Genomic DNA, 19,082 nt, shown 5'->3' with positions numbered 1-19,082 from the left:
GGAAGGGGCGCCATCTTTTGCCATAACGATAACAATGCATTCTGGAGGCTTCTCTCATGAGCGTCGCGCTCCATCACTGCGAGGATGTCACCGACCATGCCCAATGGCTGGAGGGCTGGCAGCAGGAATTCGATCAGATCGAGGAGGGGCGTTTCTCGGGCGATATCGTCGATGTCACCGGGTGGGGCGTGAGGCTTTTCCGCGAACGCGCCAACCTCGGCATCTCGCAGTCGATGCACTGGCCGGAGGATCAATGGCACCTGGTCATGCCGCTTCACTGGCCGAACGATGCGCTGTTCGACACCGACGCCATCACGGTGCTGCCGCGCTGCGAGCAGTTCTGGAGCGTGGCGCCCGGACACTACGACCTGCTGGTCATGTCGATCGACCGCAGCCGCCATGCATGGCTGGAGCGAGACGCGTGCCGACTGCGCACGCTGGCGGTGCCGGCGGCATTGCTGGCCGGTGTCAGGGCGCAGTGGCGGGCCATGACGGACTATCTGCTGGCATCGCCGTCACAGGACGACCCCTCGGCGGCGCTGCAGAGCGTGTTCTCGCGGCAGCTCGAGGAGGGTGTCGAGCTGCTGCTGAGCGGCTGCTCGAGGTCGCCGAAGCTCGACGGCGCCTGCTACCGTACCCGGCGCTACATCGTCGATCGCTGCCACGCGCTGACCCGGGCGCGGCCGGACGACCCCCCTTCGCTGATGGAGCTGTGTCGGCAATTGAGGATCTCGCGCCGCACCCTGCAGTACAGTTTCCAGGTGGAAACCGGACAGGCGCCGGTCCATTACCTGCGCGCGCTGCGGCTCAACGCGGTACGTCGCAGCCTGTTGCAGGATCCCTCCCAGCACATCGCCGACGCCGCCGCTCTGCAAGGCTTCTTCCACCAGAGCTATTTCAGCCGTGAGTACCGGCGTCTGTTTCAGGAGCCGCCCTCCACCACCCTGCGACGCGTCCAGCCGTCATAGCCTTCTTCCTGGAGTGCGAGACGGCGCCATCAAGGACTGGCAGCCAGATAACGTTCCGCCTGCTCGCAGGCGCGACGGATCAGGTCGGGGGCCAGCTCGCGCGCAGTATGGGTTTCCTGTCGGCTGCGGATCCAGCCCAGGTAGGTACAGGCTCTCGCGGTCAGGAACAGCTCCAGGCGATCCAGATCGCCGTCCGACAGGGCGCGCCGCTGTCGATAGCCGTCGATCAGCGCCTGCCGGGCGACCGGATAGCAGGGCTCTTCCTGAATGAAGTAGAGGGCCGTGGCCAGCTCGAACATGTGCCACCCGAACCCGGCGTCGTCGAAGTCGATCAGGCGCAGGCGACCGTTATCGGCCATCAGGTTTTCCGGCACGAAGTCGGCGTGAATCAGGCTATAGCGCTGGGGCGAGCGGTCGTACTCCGACAGCTCACGGCTGATGCGGTCACGCGCCGTTTCCAGCAGCCGCCGCTGAGAGTCATCCAGCAGCTCCAGTTCCCAGAAGCGCCCCCAGAAGGGGGCTTCGCCGACCAGGCCCTCGTGGTCCCAGGCGTGTCGCTCGAACCCTTCGGGCAACTCCCACTGGCTCGCCTGGTTGTGCAGCTCGGCGGCGGTCCGACCCAGTTCGGCATACAGCTTGTCGACATGCTCGGCGTTGTCGCCCAGGCCTTCTTCCTCGGATCCCAGGGGCGACCCGTCAATCCAGGCAAACAGATCGACATGGCGAGGCGCCATGATGACCTCGGTGGACTCGCTGACCAGCAGGCGGCCGTCGGTCGTCGGCAGGACCTCGGGGACGGCGATGCCGCTGTCGTTCAGCGCCGCCATCCACTGCAGCTCGGATTGCAGTGCGGCGAGGCTGTGATAGCCGTGACGATGGATGCGCAGGGCGTAGCGCTCACCGTCCCCGGCGGACACCTGGTAGACCGCATTCTCGCGGTATTTCACCAGCGACAGATCGCTGCCTTCCAGCCCCCAGTGACGCAGGGAACGTTGCGCCAGCTCCTTCAGATGAACGCCCTGATGCTCCGGGGACAGGTTGTCGAACGTGCTCATGCGGTCACCTCCTCGGTCAGTTGCGTCAGGGCCTCATCCAGGGTGTGCAGCAGGATATCCGCGTGCTCGGTCTGGAACGGCATGGGGGGGCGCAGCTTCAGGATGGCGTCATGGACACCGATCTTGCTGATCAGCACGCCCTTGTCGCGCATCAGGTTGATGAGGCGACGCGTTTCGGCCTGAGCCGGCGCCTTGCTCGCGCGATCCTTGACCAGCTCCACCCCGAAGAACAGGCCCAGATCGCGGACATCACCGATCAGCTCGTGCTTCTGCTGCAACCTGCGCAGGCCCTCGGCCACATAGGCGCCGGTGGTGACCGCGTTGTGCATCAGGCCGTCTTCTTCCAGGGCATCGAGCACCGCCATGCCGACGGCACAGGCAACCGGCGTGCCGCCGAAGGTGTTGAAGTACATCGCTTCCTTGCTGAACGCCTCGATCATGTCGGGGCGTGCCACCACGCCGGCCAGCGGGTAGCCGTTACCCATGGGTTTGCCCATGGCGACGATATCGGGCGTGACGTCGTACCACTGGTGCGCCCAGAAATGCCGGCCGCTGCGTCCGAAGCCCGCCTGCACCTCGTCGGCGATGAACACGCCGCCGGCCTGGCGGACCTTCGCCACGGCCTTCTCCAGGAAGCCCGGGGGGACGTCGAGCAGGCCTTCGTTGGCGAAGTCGGGGCACACCAGGATGCCGGCCACCTTGATCCCTTCGGCATGGAATTCATCGATCGCCTGCTGGACCCGGTCGGCATAGGCCTGGGCCAGCGCCTCGCCCGCGAGTCCGTCGAGGGGGCGATAGGTGTCCGGGATGGGGAAGGACTTGACGCGCCTGGTGGTCCGGGCTTCGGGCATGAAACCGGTGCCCATCTCGGCCACCGCTTCCGTGTTGCCGTGGTAGGCGAAGTCGCTGACGATGATCCCCTGGGCGCCGGTACAGAAGCGCGCCATGCGCAGCGCCAGCTCGTTGGCTTCGCTGCCGGTGCAGGTCAGCATGGCCATCTGCAGCCCGTCGTCGAAGGTGCCGGTCAGGCGCTCCAGGTAATCGACGATGTTGTCGTGCAGGTAGCGGGTGTGGATGTTGAGGGTGGCGGCCTGACGGCTCATCGCCTCGACGACACGGGGGTTGCAGTGCCCCACGTGGGGAACGTTGTTGTACACGTCCAGGTAGCGGTTACCTTCGCTGTCCCACAGCCAGACGCCCTCGCCGCGCACCAGGTGCAGCGGCTCGTCGTAGAACAGCGGCGTATGGTGCCCCATGACGCGATATCTTCTGGCGAGAAGATCCTGGGTCTGCTTGTCGGCCATATCGATGCTTGCCTCCCTTGCTGGAAACGATCGACGGATTCAGCGGCCAGTATTCGGTTTCAAGCCGCGGGGTGGCATCCATCGAAGGATGGAGATCACCGGTTCAGGTCGCTCATCAACTTGGCGATCAGTTCGCTGCGCCGACCCGCCCCGGTCTTCCGGAAGATATGGTGGAGATGGGTCTTGACCGTCGCCAGCCCCAGCGACAGCTGGCTGGCGATCTCCTTGTTGCCGCTCCCGCGCAGCACGCACTCCAGCACATCCAGCTCGCGATCGGTCAGGGCGTATTTTGCGGCCATCCCCTTGCGCTCCCGGTCGCGCTGCGGCAGGTAGCTCGCATTCAGGGAGAATTCGATGAACGGCTGTACCTTACGCAGCAGAGCCAGTTCCTCCGGCAGAAAATCCCCCATCGATGCTTCGCGCAGGACCGTGAGGCCCGCGATGATCCGGCCCTCGCGACGAAAGAACATGTCTGCCACATAGCGATGGTTATGCGGCACCATGAATTCCTGGTAGTACAGCGTCTGTCGCAGGAAGTGAGGGGCCATGCGCGAGTCCAGCGTCACCACGGTTTCATCGCTGTCGGCGAAGCGCTCGGGGTTGAGCGGATCCAGGGCGCCGTATTCGGTGCGATACGCCCGCTCGGCATTCGGAGCCAGGTTATACAGCAGGGCGCCGCCGTGCTGCATATCCGGATTCACCAGGAAGAACGCTGAGCCGCTCAGGGGCACCAGGCGGCCGATCAAGGCCAGGGTTTCGCGCTGAAAGGGGCTTGCATCCTGGTCTTTATGCATGGTGGCGAGCCCTTGGCGGTCATTCCGCCAGCAGATGGAACCTTCGACTAGAACCTTCCGAACCGGTAAGGCCCTGGGTCGATGATCGGCGTCTTGTTCATGATCAGGTCGGCGGCGAGCTGGCCGGCCGCCGGCGAGGTGCCAAAGCCGTGCCCGGAGAAACCGGTGGCGAGGGTCAGTCCCGGCACGCCGGGCACCGCATCGATGACCGGGTTGGAATCCGGTGTGATGTCGATCATGCCTGCCCAGGACGCTTCGACGGTGGCGTTCTCGAACACCGGCCAGGCCGCGGACAGATTGCGGTGGGCTTGCTCATTGAGCCCCTGGTTGATCGGCGGGTCAATGGTGCGCTCGCGCTCGAAGGGGGAGCGACCGTTTTTCCAGCGCCGTGGCAGCGACAGATCCCGCCAGAAATGCTTGCCCAGCGATATCCGCAAAAGTCCTCGCTGTGAACGCAACGCGCTCAGGTATTTGGAACCGACCAGCAGATGATCCAGCGTCAGCGGCGCGTCGAGGGCGCCGCGCTGGGTCACGATGAAGCCCCCATCCTTGTGCTTTCTGAAGGAGAAATCCGGCCCGCCGACGGCGGCATCGGTAGGGCCTTCCATGGCCCCGGTGCGAAACACCGACAGAATCAGTGGCAGCGTCGGCAGCGAGATGCCGATGTTGCCCAGAAAGCGCCGCGACCCCATGCCGCCGGCCAGCAGCACCTGGTCGCAGCGAATCTCGCCGCGCTCGGTCACCACGCCGCTGACCCGGCCCGCCGAGCGCGTTATGGTACGCACCGCGCAGTGCTCGACGATCACGGCACCCCTGGCCATGGCCGCCCTGGCGATGGCGCTGGAGGCCAGCGTCGGCTCGGCGTAGCCATCGGAGGGGGTATGGATGGCCCCGGCCCAATCGCCGCGACCGCCCGGTACCCGTGCGTCGATCTCCCGCGCACTCAGGATCCGTGAATCCAGCGACAGGTCCGCGACCGACTCGAGCCAGGCTTCGTGCACGGCGAGCTGGTCGGACGTACGCGACAGAAACATGATGCCCGGCTGACGGTAACCCACCTCACTGCCGGTACGCTCGGCCATTTCGGCCCAGAGGCGGTCGGAGGCCAGGGCCAGCGGCACGTCCTCGCCGTGGCGGCTGGTCTTGCGGATCCAGCCCAGGTTGCGCGAGGACTGCTCCCCCGCGAGGCGGCCTTTCTCCAGCACGACCACGGGGATATCGCGTTCCGCCAGGGCCAGCGCCGCCGTCAGGCCGATGATGCCGCCACCGATGATCACCACGGTGGTCGAGGCGGGAAAGTCGCTGGACGTCTGGACGGGCGCTATTGTCGGTGCCATGGCGGTAAATCCTGAAGGAGTCGGGGGTGTCGACGAACCGGGGGCGAGCGGTCCGCCTTACCGGGCGGAGGTGTCGATCCGCACCACCTCGGCGCTGCCGGCACCGCGGTAGGCGGTCACTTCCAGCTCCACCTTGTAGACCTCGGCGCCCAGCGGTGGGCAGGTCACGGTGATGACCGGGTCGACGCCGCGCATGGTTTCGCCGAACTGGGTCATGACCGTTTCGGTATCGGCCGGGTTCTGGATGAAGATCCTCGCCGACACGATGTCGGACAGGCCGCTTTCGACCGCGCCGAGGGCGCCTTCGATGTTGGCAAAAACCTGTTTCAGCTGTTCGCTGACGTCGTCCGGAATCTCCTTGGTCGCCGGGTTGCGCCCGGCGGTGTTGGAGACAAGGATCCAGTCGTCGACGGCCACCACGCGCGAATAGCTAGCGTGTTCCTCGAATCTGGAGCCGGTTTTGACCTTGGTGATCGTAGTCATCGTAGAACGCTCGCTTTTAAGTCGATGAGAGAGCGGGCACCGGTTCGAGATGCGATGCCCGCGGGCAGGGTAGGCGGTCGGCGCTTACTTGAGCGCGGGCTCGTCCCACAGGTTCAGCTTGACGCCGATGCCCTGTTCGACCGCCTTGCGATAGACCACGGTGGCCCAGGCCACGTCCTCGACCGGCATGCCGCCGACCGACATCATGATGATCTCGTCGTCGCTTTTTCGGCCCGGGCTGTCGCCGGAGACGATGGCGCCCAGATCCTCCAGTGCCTCGGCCTCGAGCTTGCCGGCGTGGATCATGTCCATGAACTTGACGCCGACCAGCGGAATCACGTTATGGGCAGGCTTGGGCACTTCCTCGTACCAGGCCTCGTACAGGCCGGTATCATCGAGCACCTTGCGAACGTCGGGCGCTTCCATGCCGGCATCGAAGTTGCAGGGCGCGGGCATCGCCAGAAACGCGCCGGGTTTGACCCATTCACGTTTGACCATCGGGTAGATGTCCGGGTTGCCGACTTCGCCGGAGGCGCAGTAGGTCACGATGTCCGAATCGCGTACCACGGCTTCCTCGGAGTCGACGACCTCGATGTTGGTGACTTGCGGGTAATGCGCTTTCACCCACTCGACAAAGCCGTTGATGTTCTTCTCGCTGCGACCCTTGATCTTGATGGTGTCGATCTCGGGGCAGACCGCCATGAACGCCGCCACGCTGGTGCGTCCCATCACGCCCGGGCCGAGAAGGCCGATGACACGGGAATCCTTGCGCGCCAGATGGCGAGCACCGACCCCCGGTACGGCGCCGGTGCGGTAGGCCGACAGCAGGTTGGCCGACATGTACGCCAACGGCGCGGCGGTGTCCGGGTCGGTCAGCGTGAACATCAGGATGGAACGGGGCAGATCCTTTTCCCGGTTGGCGATGTTGGAGCCGTACCACTTCACGCCGGAGGTGCAGAAGCTGCCGCCCAGGTAGGCGGGCATCGCCATCATGCGGCGGTCGGCGGTCGGTTTCGGCATGGTCGGAAAGGGCGACTCCTCCGGAAACATGATCATCGCGCCGTGGGAGTCGTTGTTGGGCCCGGCCATGCGGTAATCGCCGATGTGCAGCAGGTGGAAGACCTCTTCCATGGTGTCCACGCAGGCCGCCATGTCGGTGACACCGGCACGAATCATGTCCTGTTCGGAGAGATAGATGAAGTCGATTCTTGTATCGTTGGTCATTTCCGAATTCCGGCTTGTTGTTAGGAGTGAATAGCGAGCGTCCTCCATGGTGCGTGCCGGTGGACGCCAGCGTTAGCACAAATCGGCAACCCCGTTGGTGGTGAGTGGTCGATAACGGGTCCAGAAATAATCTTGAGGCGCATATGGGGCGTTTGAATTTCCGGTATACCCGTGGCGGGCTCGCTCTCATGCTGCTGACTCTATTGGTGTCGCCACCGGCCGCCGCCCACCCGCATGGCTGGGTGGATTATCGGGTCACGCTGCATTTCGACGATCGGGAGCGCGTCGTCGCCCTGGAACAGGCCTGGAAGATGGACCCGTTCTACAGCCTGACCCTGACCGAGGAACTGGCCCGCGCCGAAGGCGAGGAGAGCATGGACGAACGGCTGGACATGCTCGGCCAGGAGATCGCCCGGAATCTGAGTCGCTCGAACTACCTGACCCACGTCATGCATGACGGCGAAGATGTCGCCCTGGGGGAGTTGCGCGACTACACCACGCGGCTCGACGAGCAACGGCTGGAATTCACCTTCGTCGTGCCCCTTGCCGAGCCGCTGGCGCTCGACGAGTCCCCCGTGGCCTGGAAGGTCTACGACGACACCTACTATATCGAGTTTCTCTACGACGAGGACGTCGCCGAGCCGATCGTCCTGCGCAATGCGCCCGACGGCTGCACGAGCCGGGTCATCGCCGCCGACCCCGACCCGCAGAAGGTGGCCGAAGCGGCGGCGCTGGACACCGATGCCGACGCCCCGGGCGGTCTCGGTCGATTCTTCGCCGAAACCGGAGAGGCGACATGTCCCGCACGCTAAGCTTGCTGATCGCGCTGTTGCCGCTGCTGGCCCTTGCCGTACTCGCCATGACCGACTGGGGGCAGGCCCTGGCGCAGATCGTCATGGCCGAGGCCCACGACTGGCAGCGCTCGCTGCAGCGCGGCCTGACCCTGTCGACGATGGCCCTGTCGCGGCATCCATCGCTCGATACCAGTCTCAGCCTGATGGCGTTGAGCCTGGGCTATGGCATCTTTCATGCCCTGGGGCCGGGGCACGGCAAGGCGGTGATCACCGCCTACCTGCTGTCGCACCCCACCGCCCTGCGGCGCGGGCTGTCACTGACCGTGGCCGCGGCGCTGCTCCAGGGACTGGTGGCGATTGCGCTGGTGGGTGCGCTGGTCTGGGGCATGGGGCTGCTGACCCGCGATGCCATGGCGCAGACCGGTCAGCTCGAGCGGCTCAGCTTCATCGTCCTGACCGGGCTCGGCGTCTGGCTGACCCTGCGTGCCCTGGCCCGGCTCAGGCAGGCGCTGGGCCCGTTGTCGCGGGAAACCCCGACCGCTGACGCCAGTGCTGCCTCCGTGGCGTTCAAGGGCCTGGCCTTCGAGGCCGTGCCGAGCCATTCGCAGCGGCCCGACGCGGCGGCATGCGATCACTGCGGCGGCCACCACCACGTCGGCCCCGACGCCGCGGGCACGATGCGGGAGAGCCTGGGCGCCCTGCTGGCTATCGGCCTGCGGCCCTGCAGCGGCGCCGTCATGGTGCTGGGCGTCGCCAGCCTGCTGGGTTACTGGTGGGCCGGTGTCCTGGCGGTGCTGGCCATGTCGGTGGGCACCGCGGTGACCACCTCCTGCCTGGCCCTCTTCACCGTCTTCGCCCGGCAGCGCGCGTCGCGCCTGCTGGCGCGCACCACGCCCCATTGGCAGCGCCTGGCCGGCCACGGCATCGCCCTGTGCGGCGGCGTGCTGATTCTGGCGCTGGGGATAGGGTTGCTGATCAGCGTTCCCGGCACCTCGGGCATGACCCTACCGGGTATTCGCTGAGGTGGGTGTCAGCGTGAAGTTGGGTCGTCGAAGAGGAGCAAAGTTAAAATAATGGGCTCGCTATTTTAATTTATGATCAAAAATGAAATAGTGTGGCGGCTTATTTTAACTTCGTGAGAGACACCCATGCACCGTGGGCTGACCGGTCATCATGTTCCCAGCATCGCCGGCGGCGTGAATTGTCAGGCCTTTGTGCCTGCGGCACTACCGCCCGAGCCGCCTTTGTCGCTCGACGACAAGCTCCAGGCGCGTCTGTCACAGGCACATGTCGCCCTGGGGCGACTGGATGGCATCTCGGTTCTGCTCCCCGATGCGCAGCTGTTTCTCTACAGCTATGTGCGAAAAGAAGCGGTGATGTCCTCGCAGATCGAGGGCACGCAGTCGTCACTCAGCGATCTCATGATCTACGAGATGGACGGCATTCCCGGCGTGCCCATGGACGACGTACAGGAAGTCTCCTGCTATGTGCGGGCGCTCAACCTGGGCGTACAGCGCATTCGCGAAGGGCAGCCGATCACGATTCGCCTCGTGCGTGAGCTGCATGACGCCTTGATGACCAACGGGCGCGGCACGTACCGCCGCCCAGGTGAATTTCGCCAGAACCAGGTCTGGATCGGCGGGCACCGTGCCGACGAAGCCGCTTTCGTGCCGCCCCCGGCCAACCAGTTCGCCGACTGCTGGCGTGCCTTCGAGTGCTTTCTCAACGACGAGCCGACAGCGACTGAGCCGGTGATCAAGGCCGCTCTGGCACACGTGCAGTTCGAAACCATCCACCCGTTCATGGATGGCAATGGCCGGCTCGGGCGCTTGTTGATTCCGCTGATTCTGGTGCAGGCGGGCATTCTGCGGGAGCCGCTGCTCTATCTCTCGGTGTTCTTCAAGCGCCACCGGCAGGTTTACTACGAGCACCTCCAAAACGTGCGCCTGACCGGCGATTGGGAAAGCTGGTTGCTCTTTTTCGTCGATGCCATCGCCGATACTGCCAATCACGCCGTCGCCACGGCGCAGGCGCTGAGTACGCTATTGGCCCGGGACAGGGCGCGCCTGGCCGAGCTTGGCCGCCTTGCCGGCTCGGCGACCCAAGTACTGGAGGCGCTGTTTAGCCATCCGGTGGTGAATATTGCCACGCTGCACCGAGAAACCGGGCTGACCCAGGCCACCGTCGGCAAGGTGCTGGAAGGCCTCGAAACGCAATTGGGGTTGGTGCAGGAGTTGACCGGTAACAAGAGGAATCGCGTATTTGCCTATCGCGCCTATATCGAGCTCTTGAATCGGGAGTAGCCACGTCTCCCGTTGAGGTTTTTCGACGTATGGCAGCCATGAAAGGCCACCGACTTACCGTTGATCTTGAGGGTGGGGTGGCCTTCGACGATCGTGCAAACACCGTTATGGCCATCTTTCGGGCACGTAACCTTGTCACCGATGACGGCGACCGGTTTGCCATGAACGATGTAGGTGCTCTGGCCGGTGATGACCTTACCGCCGTGACTAGTGGCGTCTCCCAATCGAATCATGCCATCGCCGGGCTTGAACATTAGGTATCCCTCACTAAATTTGCTGTTCTGGAGTCTATTGCAGGATTGGTGGTAATCACAAAGCGTATGCTGGCGCTTCGTGGCTTGATATCGAATCTCTTACAGAGATTTCAGCGAATCGCGCCAATCTTGAAACTACCGGTAACCATCTTTGCGCCACTCGGGCTGGATAGACAGCGTCCAGCTAACGGAAATGACGACATCTGTTCAGTAGGCCTCGCGCACGCCCGCCCGATAGCTGTTGGGCTCGAGCCATAAATGATCATGCAGATCGCCTTGGAGGCAGAACATTCGCGGCCGCTGCCGGAAGTCGAATAGGCGGAAAAGGTGATAGCGGTCGGCGTAAGAGCGAGAGCAAGCCAGTTCATTGGGTGAGATGAAGAAGGCGCTTTCGATGGCGAATGCCGTCGTTTTGACTTCGATCCATCGCTCCTGACCATCCGACTCGAAAGAAAGTACGTCAAAACCTGCTCCGTCGCCTTGTGTCTCAGCGACGTGTTCGACCTTTTCGGCCAGTTTGTCATGGCCGGCCTGCTTCAAGCGGTGTTGTTCGTAGCTGACCACGAAATGCTCGCCGGCCAGACCGAGCTCGCGGTTTTGTGCCTCGCGCGCCAGATAATCCCGCTTGAGGGGCTTCCGTTCATAGACAGCGGGCTGCTCATTGATCTCTTGTCGCGGTCGTGACGGCTCGGGTGGCATGACGATAATGGCATCGTCGGCAGGCGCAGCCGAATCGACCGCCGGGCGTTCGGCCGCAAAGCGAGCCGCGCGATCGAAGAGTTCACTACCTAATAGTACGTGTTCGACGGCCTCGACCAGCACTCCTTGGTAGTTGCTCAAGGGCTTGTAGCCATCCACGTAAGGGCAGTCGGCATCGCGTAGTACGGCGCTGATATTGCGATGTTTGTACTCGATGGAAGACCTTGAACGATCTTGAAGGCGCTCCATCAGCGCCTGATTGAGCTGGCTCTTGTTGTAGCGCTGCCCACTCAGTTCGGCTACCAGCATTTGCCGGTATGTAGCAACGATGGTTTCGACTTCGGTAACGCTCCAAGGCGCCGCTCGACGCATGCCACTCACTCCAAATTCTGAATCTGCTCGCGCATCTGCTCGATCAGCACCTTCAGTTCCACCGCGCAGCGGGTGGTGTCGGCGACCACCGCCTTGGAGGAGAGGGTGTTGGCCTCGCGGTTGAGTTCTTGCATCAAAAAATCCAGGCGTCGGCCGATCGGGCCCTTCTGCTTGAGCTGACGCTCGATCTCGGCGATGTGGATGTCCAGGCGGTCGAGTTCCTCGTCGACATCGGCCTTCTGGGCGAGCAGGGCGACTTCGGCCTCGACGCGCTGAGGCTCGAGTTCGGCCTTGAGCGCTGCGAGGCGTTCGGCCAGTTGGCTGCGCTGACGCTCGAGGATGGCGGGGAGCAGTTCGCGCACCGTGGCGACCTGCGTGCGTACGCCGTCGAGCCGGCTGCGAATCAGCTCGGCGAGGCGTTCGCCCTCCCGGGCGCGCCCGGCGATCAGGTCGTCGAGCGCGGTGTCGAACAGTGCCAGCGCCTCGCGCTTGACGATCTCGAGATCGGTGCCCTGGACGTCGACCACGCCGGGGTGGTCGAGCAGTGCCAGGGCATCGGGCATCGGCGCATCGGGCAGTTCGGCACGGACCTCGTGCAGCGCGCGGGCCAGTTCGCCGAGCCGGTTGCGGTTGACGCTCAGCGACTCGCCGCCGGCGGCGGGGTCGAAGCGCAGCTGGCATTCGATCTTGCCGCGCGCCAGGCGGGTACGCAGGGCCTCGCGGAAGGCGGGCTCGAGTTCGCGCAGGCTGTCCGGCAGGCGAAAGTGCGGCTCCAGGTAGCGCTGGTTCACCGAGCGCAGTTCCAGTTGCAGGCTGCCCCAGGGGGCATCCAGGGTCTGCCGGGTGAAGGCGGTCATGCTGTATGCCATGCGAGCTCCTCGAGACGGCGATGATGAATACATCCGGCGAGGCGGCACGCCGAACATTGCTCAGTGTAACGGATCGACACCGGGCAAGCGTGTAGAATGAGCGTCCACCGGGAGTTTCGCTCCCCGATGATTTTCCTGCCAAGCGATTGAGAGGTGACATGCGCCCAGCGGCCATACGACCCAGCGGACGACAGCCCGATCAGCCCCGCGAGATCCAGCTGATCCGCGACTATACCCGCCACGCCGAAGGTTCGGTGCTGGTGGCTTTCGGTGACACCAAGGTGCTGTGCAACGCCAGCGTCGAAGCCGGCGTGCCGCGCTGGCTACGCGGCAAGGGCCAGGGCTGGATCACCGCCGAGTACGGCATGCTGCCGCGCGCCACCCACAGCCGCAGCGGCCGCGAGGCGGCCCGCGGCAAGCAGGGCGGCCGGACGCTGGAGATCCAGCGCCTGATCGGCCGCTCGCTGCGTGCGGCGGTCAATCTCAAGAAGCTCGGCGAATTCACCATCACCGTCGATTGTGACGTGATCCAGGCCGACGGTGGCACGCGCACGGCGTCGATCACCGGCGGCTGCGTGGCGCTGGTCGATGCCATCCGCTACCTGCAGCGCGAGAAGCAGATCAAGACCGACCCGTTCAAGCAACTGGTCAGCTCGGTCTCGGTGGGGGTCTACAAGGGCACGCCGGTGGTCGATCTCGACTATCCGGAAGACAGCGCCGCGGGCACCGACATGAACGTGGTGATGACCGAGGAGGGTGGGCTGATCGAGGTGCAGGGCACCGCCGAGACGGCGGCGTTCTCCCGCGACGAGCTCAACGCCATGCTCGACCTGGCCGAGAAGGCCGGCCACGACCTGTTCGAGCACCAGCGCGAGGCGCTGCAGATTCGTCGCTGAGCCTGACGCGGGTTCCATCGCCGCCCTGCGAAAACGCCGGCTCCTGAGCCGGCGTTTTCGTGGGCGCTCGAAGGTGACGGGCGACGCGGACCGAAGACGCCGGTCAGAGCGTCAGGTCGTACTCGACGATCAGCGGGGCGAACTCGGAGAAGGTCGCCTCGCGGTCGATCCAGGCATCGACCACATGACGGCGGAAGTTGGGGCCGACGATCTGGTAGTCGATGCGCCAGCCCTCCTGGCGGCTGCGCGGCACGTCCTGATCGAGCTTGGGCCACCAGGTGTACTCACCGGCGTCGCGGTTGACTTCGCGAAACGTGTCGATGAAGCCGGTGGGCCCGAACATCTGATCCATCCAGGCGCGCTCCTCGGGCTTGAACCCGGGAGTGGTCTGGTTGTCGGCCCAGTTGGCCAGGTCGACGGTCTTGTGGGCGATGTGCCAGGTACCGCAGATGATGTACTCGCGGCGCTTGCGGGCCATCTTGGACAGGTATTCCTGATACTGGCTCATGAACCCCTGCTTGGCGGCATAGTCGCTGCCGTCGGGCATCAGGAAGCTGGCGATGCTGAAGCGGTCGTAATCGGCCTGCAGGAAGCGGGCCTCGTTGTCGCACTGCTCGAAGCCCAGGCCGTACATGATCGCCTTGGGGATCTTGCGACAGTACAGGCCGACCCCGGAGAAGCCGTCCTGCTCGGCGTCGAGGAAGTAGCCCTCGTAGCCTTCGGGATAGAGGATGCTGTCGTCGAGCTCGAAACTCTTGGCCTTCAGGTTCTGCACGCAGACGACATCGACATCCTGATCGGCCAGCCAATCGAGAAACCCTCGCTCGACCGCGGCACGAATTCCATTGACGTTGATGCTGGCGATTTTCATACATGGTCCCTTTTTCGTCGCGCGTGTATGATACCTGAGCTTTCGACGTTTGGGTAAATGACCCGAGGCAATCATTCGTTTAAAGCGCCCTCATGTTCAGGGTAGTCACTGGCGTCGAAGCGTCACCCCGTCGAGCGGTATCTGGAAAGTCAAGCGATTTCTGTACCGTCAAGCAATCCCTAAACAAGAGGAAGCCCCGTGGCCGGCCAGCTGCAAGCCTACCAGCGCGACTTCATCGCCTTCGCCATCGAGCAGGGCGTGCTCAAGTTCGGCGAGTTCACCCTCAAGTCGGGTCGCGTCAGCCCCTATTTCTTCAATGCCGGTTTGTTCAGAAGCGGCGCCGCCCTGGCGCGTCTCGGCCGCTGCTACGCCCAGGCGATCGCCGACAGCGGGCTCGAGGCCGAGGTGCTGTTCGGCCCCGCCTACAAGGGCATACCGCTGGGTACCGCCACCGCCGTGGCGCTGGCCGAGCATCACGGTCGCGACCTGCCGTTCGCCTTCAACCGCAAGGAGGCCAAGGCCCATGGCGAGGGTGGCCAGATCGTCGGTGCCGAGCTCACCGGGCGGGTGCTGATCATCGACGACGTGATCACCGCCGGCACCGCGATCGGCGAGGTCATGGGGTTGATCGAGGCCGCCGGCGCCACGGCCGCCGGGGTGGTAATCGCCCTCGATCGCCAGGAGTGCGGCCAGGCCGACGGCGAGATGACCCGCCACAGCGCCATCCAGGAAGTCGAGGCGCGTTACGCCATGCCGGTGGTCAGCATCGTCACCCTCGATCAGGTGCTCGCCTACCTCGAGCAATACGCCGGCAGCGAGCTTCAGCCGCATGCCGAGGCGATCCGCGACTATCGGGCCCGCTACGGGGTGCTGGCGCGCTGACGGTTTGCAAGCGTCGTTTGAAAACGCTGTTTGAAAACGCCGGTGTTTCTGCCATAGTTGAGTGACAAGCCCACTCGTTACCAGCCTATTCAGTGCAAGGACATGCAGTCATGATCAAGTCATTCGGTTTGGTACTTTCATCCGCCGGGCTCCTGCTGGCCGGTCAGCAGGCCATGGCGCTGAGCGTTTCCGCCAGCGGCGGCCCGCATTCGCAAGGCATCGAAGCCAGCCAGACGGTCTTCCCCACCCTGCGCGCCGGGGTCGGCTATTTCACCTCCGACGACAGCGGCGAGGATGCCGACTTCTATTCCGGCTCGCTGATGTTCACGCCCTACCTGCCGGGCATCGATCTGGCGGTGGGCGGCCGCTACCAGTATCAGGACACGGCCTATGGCGACGGCGGCGGCCTGGGGCTGGGCGGCTCGGCGTTCGTCGACACGCCGATTCCGCTGACCTCGGTGGGTGGCTACGGCTTCTATACCCCCAAAGGGCTGAGCCACGGCGATATCGAGAAGAGCTACGAATACGGCGCCCAGGCGCGCGTCAATATCGTCTCGCAGACCTATCTCTACGGCGGTTATCGTTACTACCGCACGGAGTTCGACGACCGCGGCGAGCATACGCTGCACAGCGGCCCGACGTTCGGCGTCAGCATCGGTTTCTGATGGGCGCCCGGCTGCGCCGGGAGCTGTAAGCCATAAGCTTTAAGCTGGAAGAAAGGTCAAAAAGCCGGATCCATGGCTTCGAGCGCTGGGTCCGGAGCGCTGTAAGGAGTATCTGAGCGCTGGGTTCGGAGCGCCATAAAGAGCCCTCCGGGGCGCCGATTGCGTATCATGCACCGCGACGCGCTACCTTGTTCTCTCCGCCGCAATGGCCCGGGACTTTCATGCTCGATATCGTGCTCTTCGAACCCGAGATTCCGCCCAATACCGGCAACCTGATCCGGCTGTGCGCCAACACCGGGTTCCGCCTGCACCTGATCGAGCCGCTGGGCTTCACCCTCGACGACAAGCGCCTGCGGCGTGCCGGGCTGGATTACCACGAATGGGCGCGGGTGACGGTGCACGCCGACTGGCCGGCGTTCCTGCGCGACATCGCCCCCGAGCGGGTCTTCGCGATTTCCACCCGCGGGCGTACCGGCTACCATGAGCCGGCCTACAAGCCCGGCGATGCGCTGGTGTTCGGGCCCGAGACCCGCGGCCTGCCGCAGGCGATGCTCGACGCCCTGCCGGCGGAACAGCGCCTGCGCCTGCCGATGCTGCCCGACAGCCGCAGCCTCAACCTGTCCAACGCCGCGGCGATCCTGGTCTACGAGGCCTGGCGCCAGCTGGGCTTCGCCGGAGCTGTGGAAGTCTAGCGCCTGATATCAAACCGTACGCGTCATGAACACGCTGTAAGGGTCCTCGACATAGTCGCCGAACGGCGTGCAGTACTCGAAGCCGAATGCTTCATAGAGTCGGCGCGCGGGAGCAAAGACCTCCATCGAGCCGGTCTCCAGGCTCAATCGACGGATGCCACTGGCGCGGGCGGCTTCGATGAGATGGGCGAGAATCGCCCCGGCCACGCCCTTGCGCAGATGAGCGGCATCGGTGCGCATTGACTTGATCTCGGCATGATCGGCGTCGAGCCGCTTGAAGGCGCCGCAGCCGAGCAGTTCCTCGCCTTCCCAAGCGCTGTAGAACTGGACTTCCGATTGCCGCAAGTTCTCGAGATCCAGCGCATGGCGGCTTTCGGGAGGTGAATGGGGCTCCATGCCCTTCAGGTGGGCTTCCAGCAGCACGGCGATTTCCGGGCCGTTCAGATCGTCTCTTATGATGCGCATGGGGTGTATCATTCCCGTTCTGTTGTTCTCTACCTCTGTGATTCTGCCCTCATGTCCGAAATCCGCCAACGCCTCGCCAAGCTCAACCCGCGCCAGCAGGAAGCGGTGCGCTTCATCGACGGCCCCTGCCTGGTGCTGGCCGGCGCCGGCTCGGGCAAGACCAGCGTGATCACCACCAAGGTCGCCTATCTGGTCCAGGAGTGCGGCATGAGCGCGCGCAAGATCGCCGCGGTGACCTTTACCAACAAGGCCGCGCGCGAGATGAAGGAGCGCGTCGGCCAGCTGCTCAAGGGGCGCGAGGGCCACGGCCTGACGGTGTCGACCTTCCATACCCTGGGGCTCAACATCATTCGCGGCGAGCTCAAGACGCTGGGCTACAAGCCGGGCTTCTCGCTGTTCGACCCCGAGGACGCCAAGGCGCTGCTGCGCGACCTGATGCAGAAGGACGCCCAGGTCGACGCCGAGCAGATCAATCGCGTGCAGGGCCAGATCTCCACCTGGAAGAACGACCTGGTGCTGCCCGGCCAGGCGCTGTCGCACGCCGCCGACGAGGACGAGCAGTACGCGGCGCGGCTCTACGAGGCCTATGGGCGCCACCTCAAGGCCTACAACGCGGTCGATTTCGACGACCTGATCATGCTGCCGGTGGTGCTGCTCTCGAACGATCCCGAGGCGCTGGCGCGCTGGCGGCGCAAGATCCACTACATGCTGGTCGACGAGTACCAGGACACCAACATCAGCCAGTACCAGCTGGTACGGTTGCTGATGGCCGAGCGCGGCACCTTCACCGTGGTCGGCGACGATGACCAGTCGATCTACGCCTGGCGTGGCGCGCGCCCGGAGAATCTGGTCACCCTGGGTGAAGACTTCCCGCGCCTGCGGGTGATCAAGCTCGAGCAGAACTACCGCTCGACGCAGCTGATCCTGCGTGCCGCCAATACGCTGATTGCCAACAACCCCCACGTCTACGAGAAGGCGCTGTGGTCGGACAAGGGCATCGGCGCGCCGATCCGCATCGTCGTCAATCGCCACGAGGAGGCCGAGGCCGAGCGGGTGGCCAGCGAGATCCTCACCCGGCGCATCAAGGAATCCGCCGAGTGGCGCGACTTCGCGGTGCTCTATCGTGGCAACTTCCAGGCCCGGCTGCTGGAGTTGAAACTCCAGCACTACCAGATCCCCTACAAGCTCTCCGGCGGCACCTCGTTCTTCTCGCGGGGCGAGATCAAGGACGCCATGGCCTACCTGCGGCTGCTGATCAACCCCGGCGACGACAACGCCTTCCTGCGCATCGTCAACGTGCCGCGCCGCGAGATCGGTCCCGGCACGCTGGAGAAGCTCGCCAACTACGCCACCGAGCGTAGCATCTCGCTGTTCGCCGCCTGCCACGAAATGGGTCTCGAGCAGGTGCTGCCGACCCGCGCCGTCGAACGCCTTGGGCGCTTCACCCACTTCATCGACGGCGTGCGCAAGCGCATGGATCAGGGCGACGCGATCAGCGCGATCCGCGAGATGATGCGCGACATGGACTACGAGGCCTGGCTGTTCCAGAACGCCAGCGCGCCCACCGTCGCCGAGCGCCGCATGGCCAACGTCTGGATACTCATCGACCAGCTCGAGAAGTCGATGCAACGCGAGGCCGGCGACGACGAGGCCAGCGAGGAGACCGACGACGTCGAGTCGGCGATCTCGCGGCTGGTGCTGCGCGACATTCTCGAGCAGCAAGCCGAGGAGGACGACTCCGACCGCATCCAGCTGCTGACGCTGCACGCCGCCAAGGGTCTGGAGTTCCCCCACGTCTACGTCATGGGCCTCGAGGAGGAACTGCTGCCACACCGCAACGCCATCGAGCTCGACACCGTCGAGGAGGAGCGCCGCCTGGCCTACGTGGGCATCACCCGTGCCCGCCAGACGCTGACCCTGACCCTGGCCCGCCAGCGCAAGACCTACGGCGAGCTGATGGACTGCACGCCCAGCCGCTTCCTCGACGAGCTGCCGGCGGACGACCTGGAATGGGAGGGCCGCGCCGACAAGGAAGACCCCGACCGCAAGCAGGCCCGGGGCAAGGACGCCATCGCCGGGCTGCGTTCGCTGCTGGGGTGAGCGGCCGGGCATGATCATGGCGTGAAGTCACTCAGGGCCGCCGCCGGTTCCGTTG

20 protein-coding genes are annotated in these 19,082 nt (G+C 64.6%); 9 read left to right on the top strand and 11 right to left on the bottom strand.

What is annotated here, in order from left to right; genetic code table 11:
• The first annotated feature begins 56 nt into the window (after positions 1-56).
• On the top strand, positions 57-968 hold the full coding sequence (locus HR9077_RS03885) for a helix-turn-helix domain-containing protein (protein ID WP_136065321.1): 912 nt from the start codon (positions 57-59) through the stop codon (positions 966-968).
• A 29-nt stretch (positions 969-997) separates the two neighbouring features.
• Here the strand turns inward: HR9077_RS03885 and HR9077_RS03880 are convergent, their stop codons facing one another.
• The 6 genes from HR9077_RS03880 to HR9077_RS03855 all read right to left on the bottom strand — a co-directional run bounded on the left by HR9077_RS03880 (position 998) and on the right by HR9077_RS03855 (position 7,165).
• Positions 998-2,023 (bottom strand): phosphotransferase enzyme family protein, encoded by a 1,026-nt coding sequence (locus HR9077_RS03880; protein ID WP_136065319.1) that lies wholly within the window; start codon positions 2,021-2,023, stop codon positions 998-1,000.
• Positions 2,020-3,327 (bottom strand): aspartate aminotransferase family protein, encoded by a 1,308-nt coding sequence (locus HR9077_RS03875; protein ID WP_136065317.1) that lies wholly within the window; start codon positions 3,325-3,327, stop codon positions 2,020-2,022. The genes HR9077_RS03880 and HR9077_RS03875 overlap by 4 nt, the downstream gene beginning before the upstream one ends.
• 95 nt (positions 3,328-3,422) lie before the next feature.
• The gene (locus HR9077_RS03870) at positions 3,423-4,121 is read right to left on the bottom strand and encodes a helix-turn-helix transcriptional regulator (RefSeq protein WP_136065315.1); all 699 of its coding nucleotides are present in this window, start codon (positions 4,119-4,121) and stop codon (positions 3,423-3,425) included.
• Positions 4,122-4,168: 47 nt separating this feature from the next.
• On the bottom strand, positions 4,169-5,458 hold the full coding sequence (locus HR9077_RS03865) for an NAD(P)/FAD-dependent oxidoreductase (protein WP_136065313.1): 1,290 nt from the start codon (positions 5,456-5,458) through the stop codon (positions 4,169-4,171).
• Between the two features lie 57 nt (positions 5,459-5,515).
• Positions 5,516-5,941, bottom strand: coding sequence for a Rid family hydrolase (locus HR9077_RS03860; protein ID WP_136065311.1), 426 nt, complete (start codon positions 5,939-5,941; stop codon positions 5,516-5,518).
• A gap of 84 nt (positions 5,942-6,025) precedes the next feature.
• Positions 6,026-7,165, bottom strand: a complete 1,140-nt coding sequence (locus HR9077_RS03855) for a tyramine oxidase subunit B (protein ID WP_136065309.1) — start codon at positions 7,163-7,165, stop codon at positions 6,026-6,028.
• A gap of 188 nt (positions 7,166-7,353) precedes the next feature.
• Here HR9077_RS03855 and HR9077_RS03850 point away from each other — a divergent pair, with 188 nt between their 5' ends.
• The 3 genes from HR9077_RS03850 (at position 7,354) to HR9077_RS03840 (ending at position 10,262) form a co-directional block, all read left to right on the top strand.
• A complete protein-coding gene (locus tag HR9077_RS03850) occupies positions 7,354-7,977 on the top strand; it encodes a DUF1007 family protein (RefSeq protein ID WP_244613020.1) in 624 nt (207 codons plus the stop codon).
• Positions 7,962-8,981, top strand: coding sequence for a nickel/cobalt transporter (locus HR9077_RS03845; protein ID WP_136065305.1), 1,020 nt, complete (start codon positions 7,962-7,964; stop codon positions 8,979-8,981). The genes HR9077_RS03850 and HR9077_RS03845 overlap by 16 nt, the downstream gene beginning before the upstream one ends.
• Before the next feature lie 126 nt (positions 8,982-9,107).
• Complete coding sequence (locus HR9077_RS03840) at positions 9,108-10,262, top strand: Fic family protein (RefSeq protein ID WP_136065303.1); 1,155 nt, start codon at positions 9,108-9,110, stop codon at positions 10,260-10,262.
• Here HR9077_RS03840 and HR9077_RS03835 read toward each other — a convergent pair.
• The 3 genes from HR9077_RS03835 to HR9077_RS03825 form a co-directional block, all read right to left on the bottom strand.
• Positions 10,235-10,516 (bottom strand): PAAR domain-containing protein, encoded by a 282-nt coding sequence (locus HR9077_RS03835; protein ID WP_136065301.1) that lies wholly within the window; start codon positions 10,514-10,516, stop codon positions 10,235-10,237. The genes HR9077_RS03840 and HR9077_RS03835 overlap by 28 nt on opposite strands.
• Before the next feature lie 207 nt (positions 10,517-10,723).
• Positions 10,724-11,587 (bottom strand): protein NO VEIN domain-containing protein, encoded by an 864-nt coding sequence (locus HR9077_RS03830; protein ID WP_136065299.1) that lies wholly within the window; start codon positions 11,585-11,587, stop codon positions 10,724-10,726.
• A 5-nt stretch (positions 11,588-11,592) separates the two neighbouring features.
• Complete coding sequence (locus tag HR9077_RS03825) at positions 11,593-12,456, bottom strand: YicC/YloC family endoribonuclease (protein WP_136065297.1); 864 nt, start codon at positions 12,454-12,456, stop codon at positions 11,593-11,595.
• Between the two features lie 158 nt (positions 12,457-12,614).
• On the opposite strand from HR9077_RS03825, the gene rph reads away from it, so the two are divergent.
• Positions 12,615-13,352, top strand: coding sequence for a ribonuclease PH (gene rph / locus HR9077_RS03820; RefSeq protein ID WP_136065295.1), 738 nt, complete (start codon positions 12,615-12,617; stop codon positions 13,350-13,352).
• Positions 13,353-13,455: 103 nt separating this feature from the next.
• On the opposite strand, the gene HR9077_RS03815 is transcribed toward rph, so the two are convergent.
• Entirely contained in the window at positions 13,456-14,223 is a 768-nt protein-coding gene (locus HR9077_RS03815) for an exodeoxyribonuclease III (RefSeq protein ID WP_136065293.1), read from the bottom strand.
• Positions 14,224-14,421: 198 nt separating this feature from the next.
• On the opposite strand from HR9077_RS03815, the gene pyrE reads away from it, so the two are divergent.
• The 3 genes from pyrE to trmL all read left to right on the top strand — a co-directional run bounded on the left by pyrE (position 14,422) and on the right by trmL (position 16,462).
• Positions 14,422-15,105 (top strand): orotate phosphoribosyltransferase, encoded by a 684-nt coding sequence (gene pyrE / locus HR9077_RS03810; RefSeq protein WP_136065291.1) that lies wholly within the window; start codon positions 14,422-14,424, stop codon positions 15,103-15,105.
• Positions 15,106-15,215: 110 nt separating this feature from the next.
• On the top strand, positions 15,216-15,770 hold the full coding sequence (locus HR9077_RS03805) for a YfaZ family outer membrane protein (RefSeq protein WP_136065289.1): 555 nt from the start codon (positions 15,216-15,218) through the stop codon (positions 15,768-15,770).
• A 221-nt stretch (positions 15,771-15,991) separates the two neighbouring features.
• On the top strand, positions 15,992-16,462 hold the full coding sequence (gene trmL / locus HR9077_RS03800; protein WP_136065287.1) for a tRNA (uridine(34)/cytosine(34)/5-carboxymethylaminomethyluridine(34)-2'-O)-methyltransferase TrmL: 471 nt from the start codon (positions 15,992-15,994) through the stop codon (positions 16,460-16,462).
• 9 nt (positions 16,463-16,471) lie between these two features.
• Here the strand turns inward: trmL and HR9077_RS03795 are convergent, their stop codons facing one another.
• Positions 16,472-16,927 carry a GNAT family N-acetyltransferase gene (locus HR9077_RS03795; protein WP_136065285.1) on the bottom strand — a complete coding sequence of 152 codons (456 nt, stop codon included), beginning with the start codon at positions 16,925-16,927 and terminating at the stop codon, positions 16,472-16,474.
• A 51-nt stretch (positions 16,928-16,978) separates the two neighbouring features.
• Here HR9077_RS03795 and rep point away from each other — a divergent pair, with 51 nt between their 5' ends.
• Positions 16,979-19,027, top strand: coding sequence for a DNA helicase Rep (rep, locus tag HR9077_RS03790; protein WP_136065283.1), 2,049 nt, complete (start codon positions 16,979-16,981; stop codon positions 19,025-19,027).
• The last annotated feature ends 55 nt before the right edge of the window (positions 19,028-19,082 follow it).

Source organism: Modicisalibacter radicis (genome assembly GCF_900961225.1).
Taxonomy (GTDB): domain Bacteria; phylum Pseudomonadota; class Gammaproteobacteria; order Pseudomonadales; family Halomonadaceae; genus Modicisalibacter.
This window is presented reverse-complemented; position numbering and strand designations above follow the sequence as displayed.

Coding starts and splice junctions, on each gene's coding strand:
- HR9077_RS03885 (WP_136065321.1), top strand. CDS start 57: ATGAGCGTCGCGCTCCATCACTGCGAGGATGTCACCGACCATGCCCAA.
- HR9077_RS03880 (WP_136065319.1), bottom strand. CDS start 2,023: ATGAGCACGTTCGACAACCTGTCCCCGGAGCATCAGGGCGTTCATCTG.
- HR9077_RS03875 (WP_136065317.1), bottom strand. CDS start 3,327: ATGGCCGACAAGCAGACCCAGGATCTTCTCGCCAGAAGATATCGCGTC.
- HR9077_RS03870 (WP_136065315.1), bottom strand. CDS start 4,121: ATGCATAAAGACCAGGATGCAAGCCCCTTTCAGCGCGAAACCCTGGCC.
- HR9077_RS03865 (WP_136065313.1), bottom strand. CDS start 5,458: ATGGCACCGACAATAGCGCCCGTCCAGACGTCCAGCGACTTTCCCGCC.
- HR9077_RS03860 (WP_136065311.1), bottom strand. CDS start 5,941: ATGACTACGATCACCAAGGTCAAAACCGGCTCCAGATTCGAGGAACAC.
- HR9077_RS03855 (WP_136065309.1), bottom strand. CDS start 7,165: ATGACCAACGATACAAGAATCGACTTCATCTATCTCTCCGAACAGGAC.
- HR9077_RS03850 (WP_244613020.1), top strand. CDS start 7,354: ATGCTGCTGACTCTATTGGTGTCGCCACCGGCCGCCGCCCACCCGCAT.
- HR9077_RS03845 (WP_136065305.1), top strand. CDS start 7,962: ATGTCCCGCACGCTAAGCTTGCTGATCGCGCTGTTGCCGCTGCTGGCC.
- HR9077_RS03840 (WP_136065303.1), top strand. CDS start 9,108: ATGCACCGTGGGCTGACCGGTCATCATGTTCCCAGCATCGCCGGCGGC.
- HR9077_RS03835 (WP_136065301.1), bottom strand. CDS start 10,516: ATGTTCAAGCCCGGCGATGGCATGATTCGATTGGGAGACGCCACTAGT.
- HR9077_RS03830 (WP_136065299.1), bottom strand. CDS start 11,587: ATGCGTCGAGCGGCGCCTTGGAGCGTTACCGAAGTCGAAACCATCGTT.
- HR9077_RS03825 (WP_136065297.1), bottom strand. CDS start 12,456: ATGGCATACAGCATGACCGCCTTCACCCGGCAGACCCTGGATGCCCCC.
- rph (WP_136065295.1), top strand. CDS start 12,615: ATGCGCCCAGCGGCCATACGACCCAGCGGACGACAGCCCGATCAGCCC.
- HR9077_RS03815 (WP_136065293.1), bottom strand. CDS start 14,223: ATGAAAATCGCCAGCATCAACGTCAATGGAATTCGTGCCGCGGTCGAG.
- HR9077_RS03805 (WP_136065289.1), top strand. CDS start 15,216: ATGATCAAGTCATTCGGTTTGGTACTTTCATCCGCCGGGCTCCTGCTG.
- trmL (WP_136065287.1), top strand. CDS start 15,992: ATGCTCGATATCGTGCTCTTCGAACCCGAGATTCCGCCCAATACCGGC.
- HR9077_RS03795 (WP_136065285.1), bottom strand. CDS start 16,927: ATGCGCATCATAAGAGACGATCTGAACGGCCCGGAAATCGCCGTGCTG.
- rep (WP_136065283.1), top strand. CDS start 16,979: ATGTCCGAAATCCGCCAACGCCTCGCCAAGCTCAACCCGCGCCAGCAG.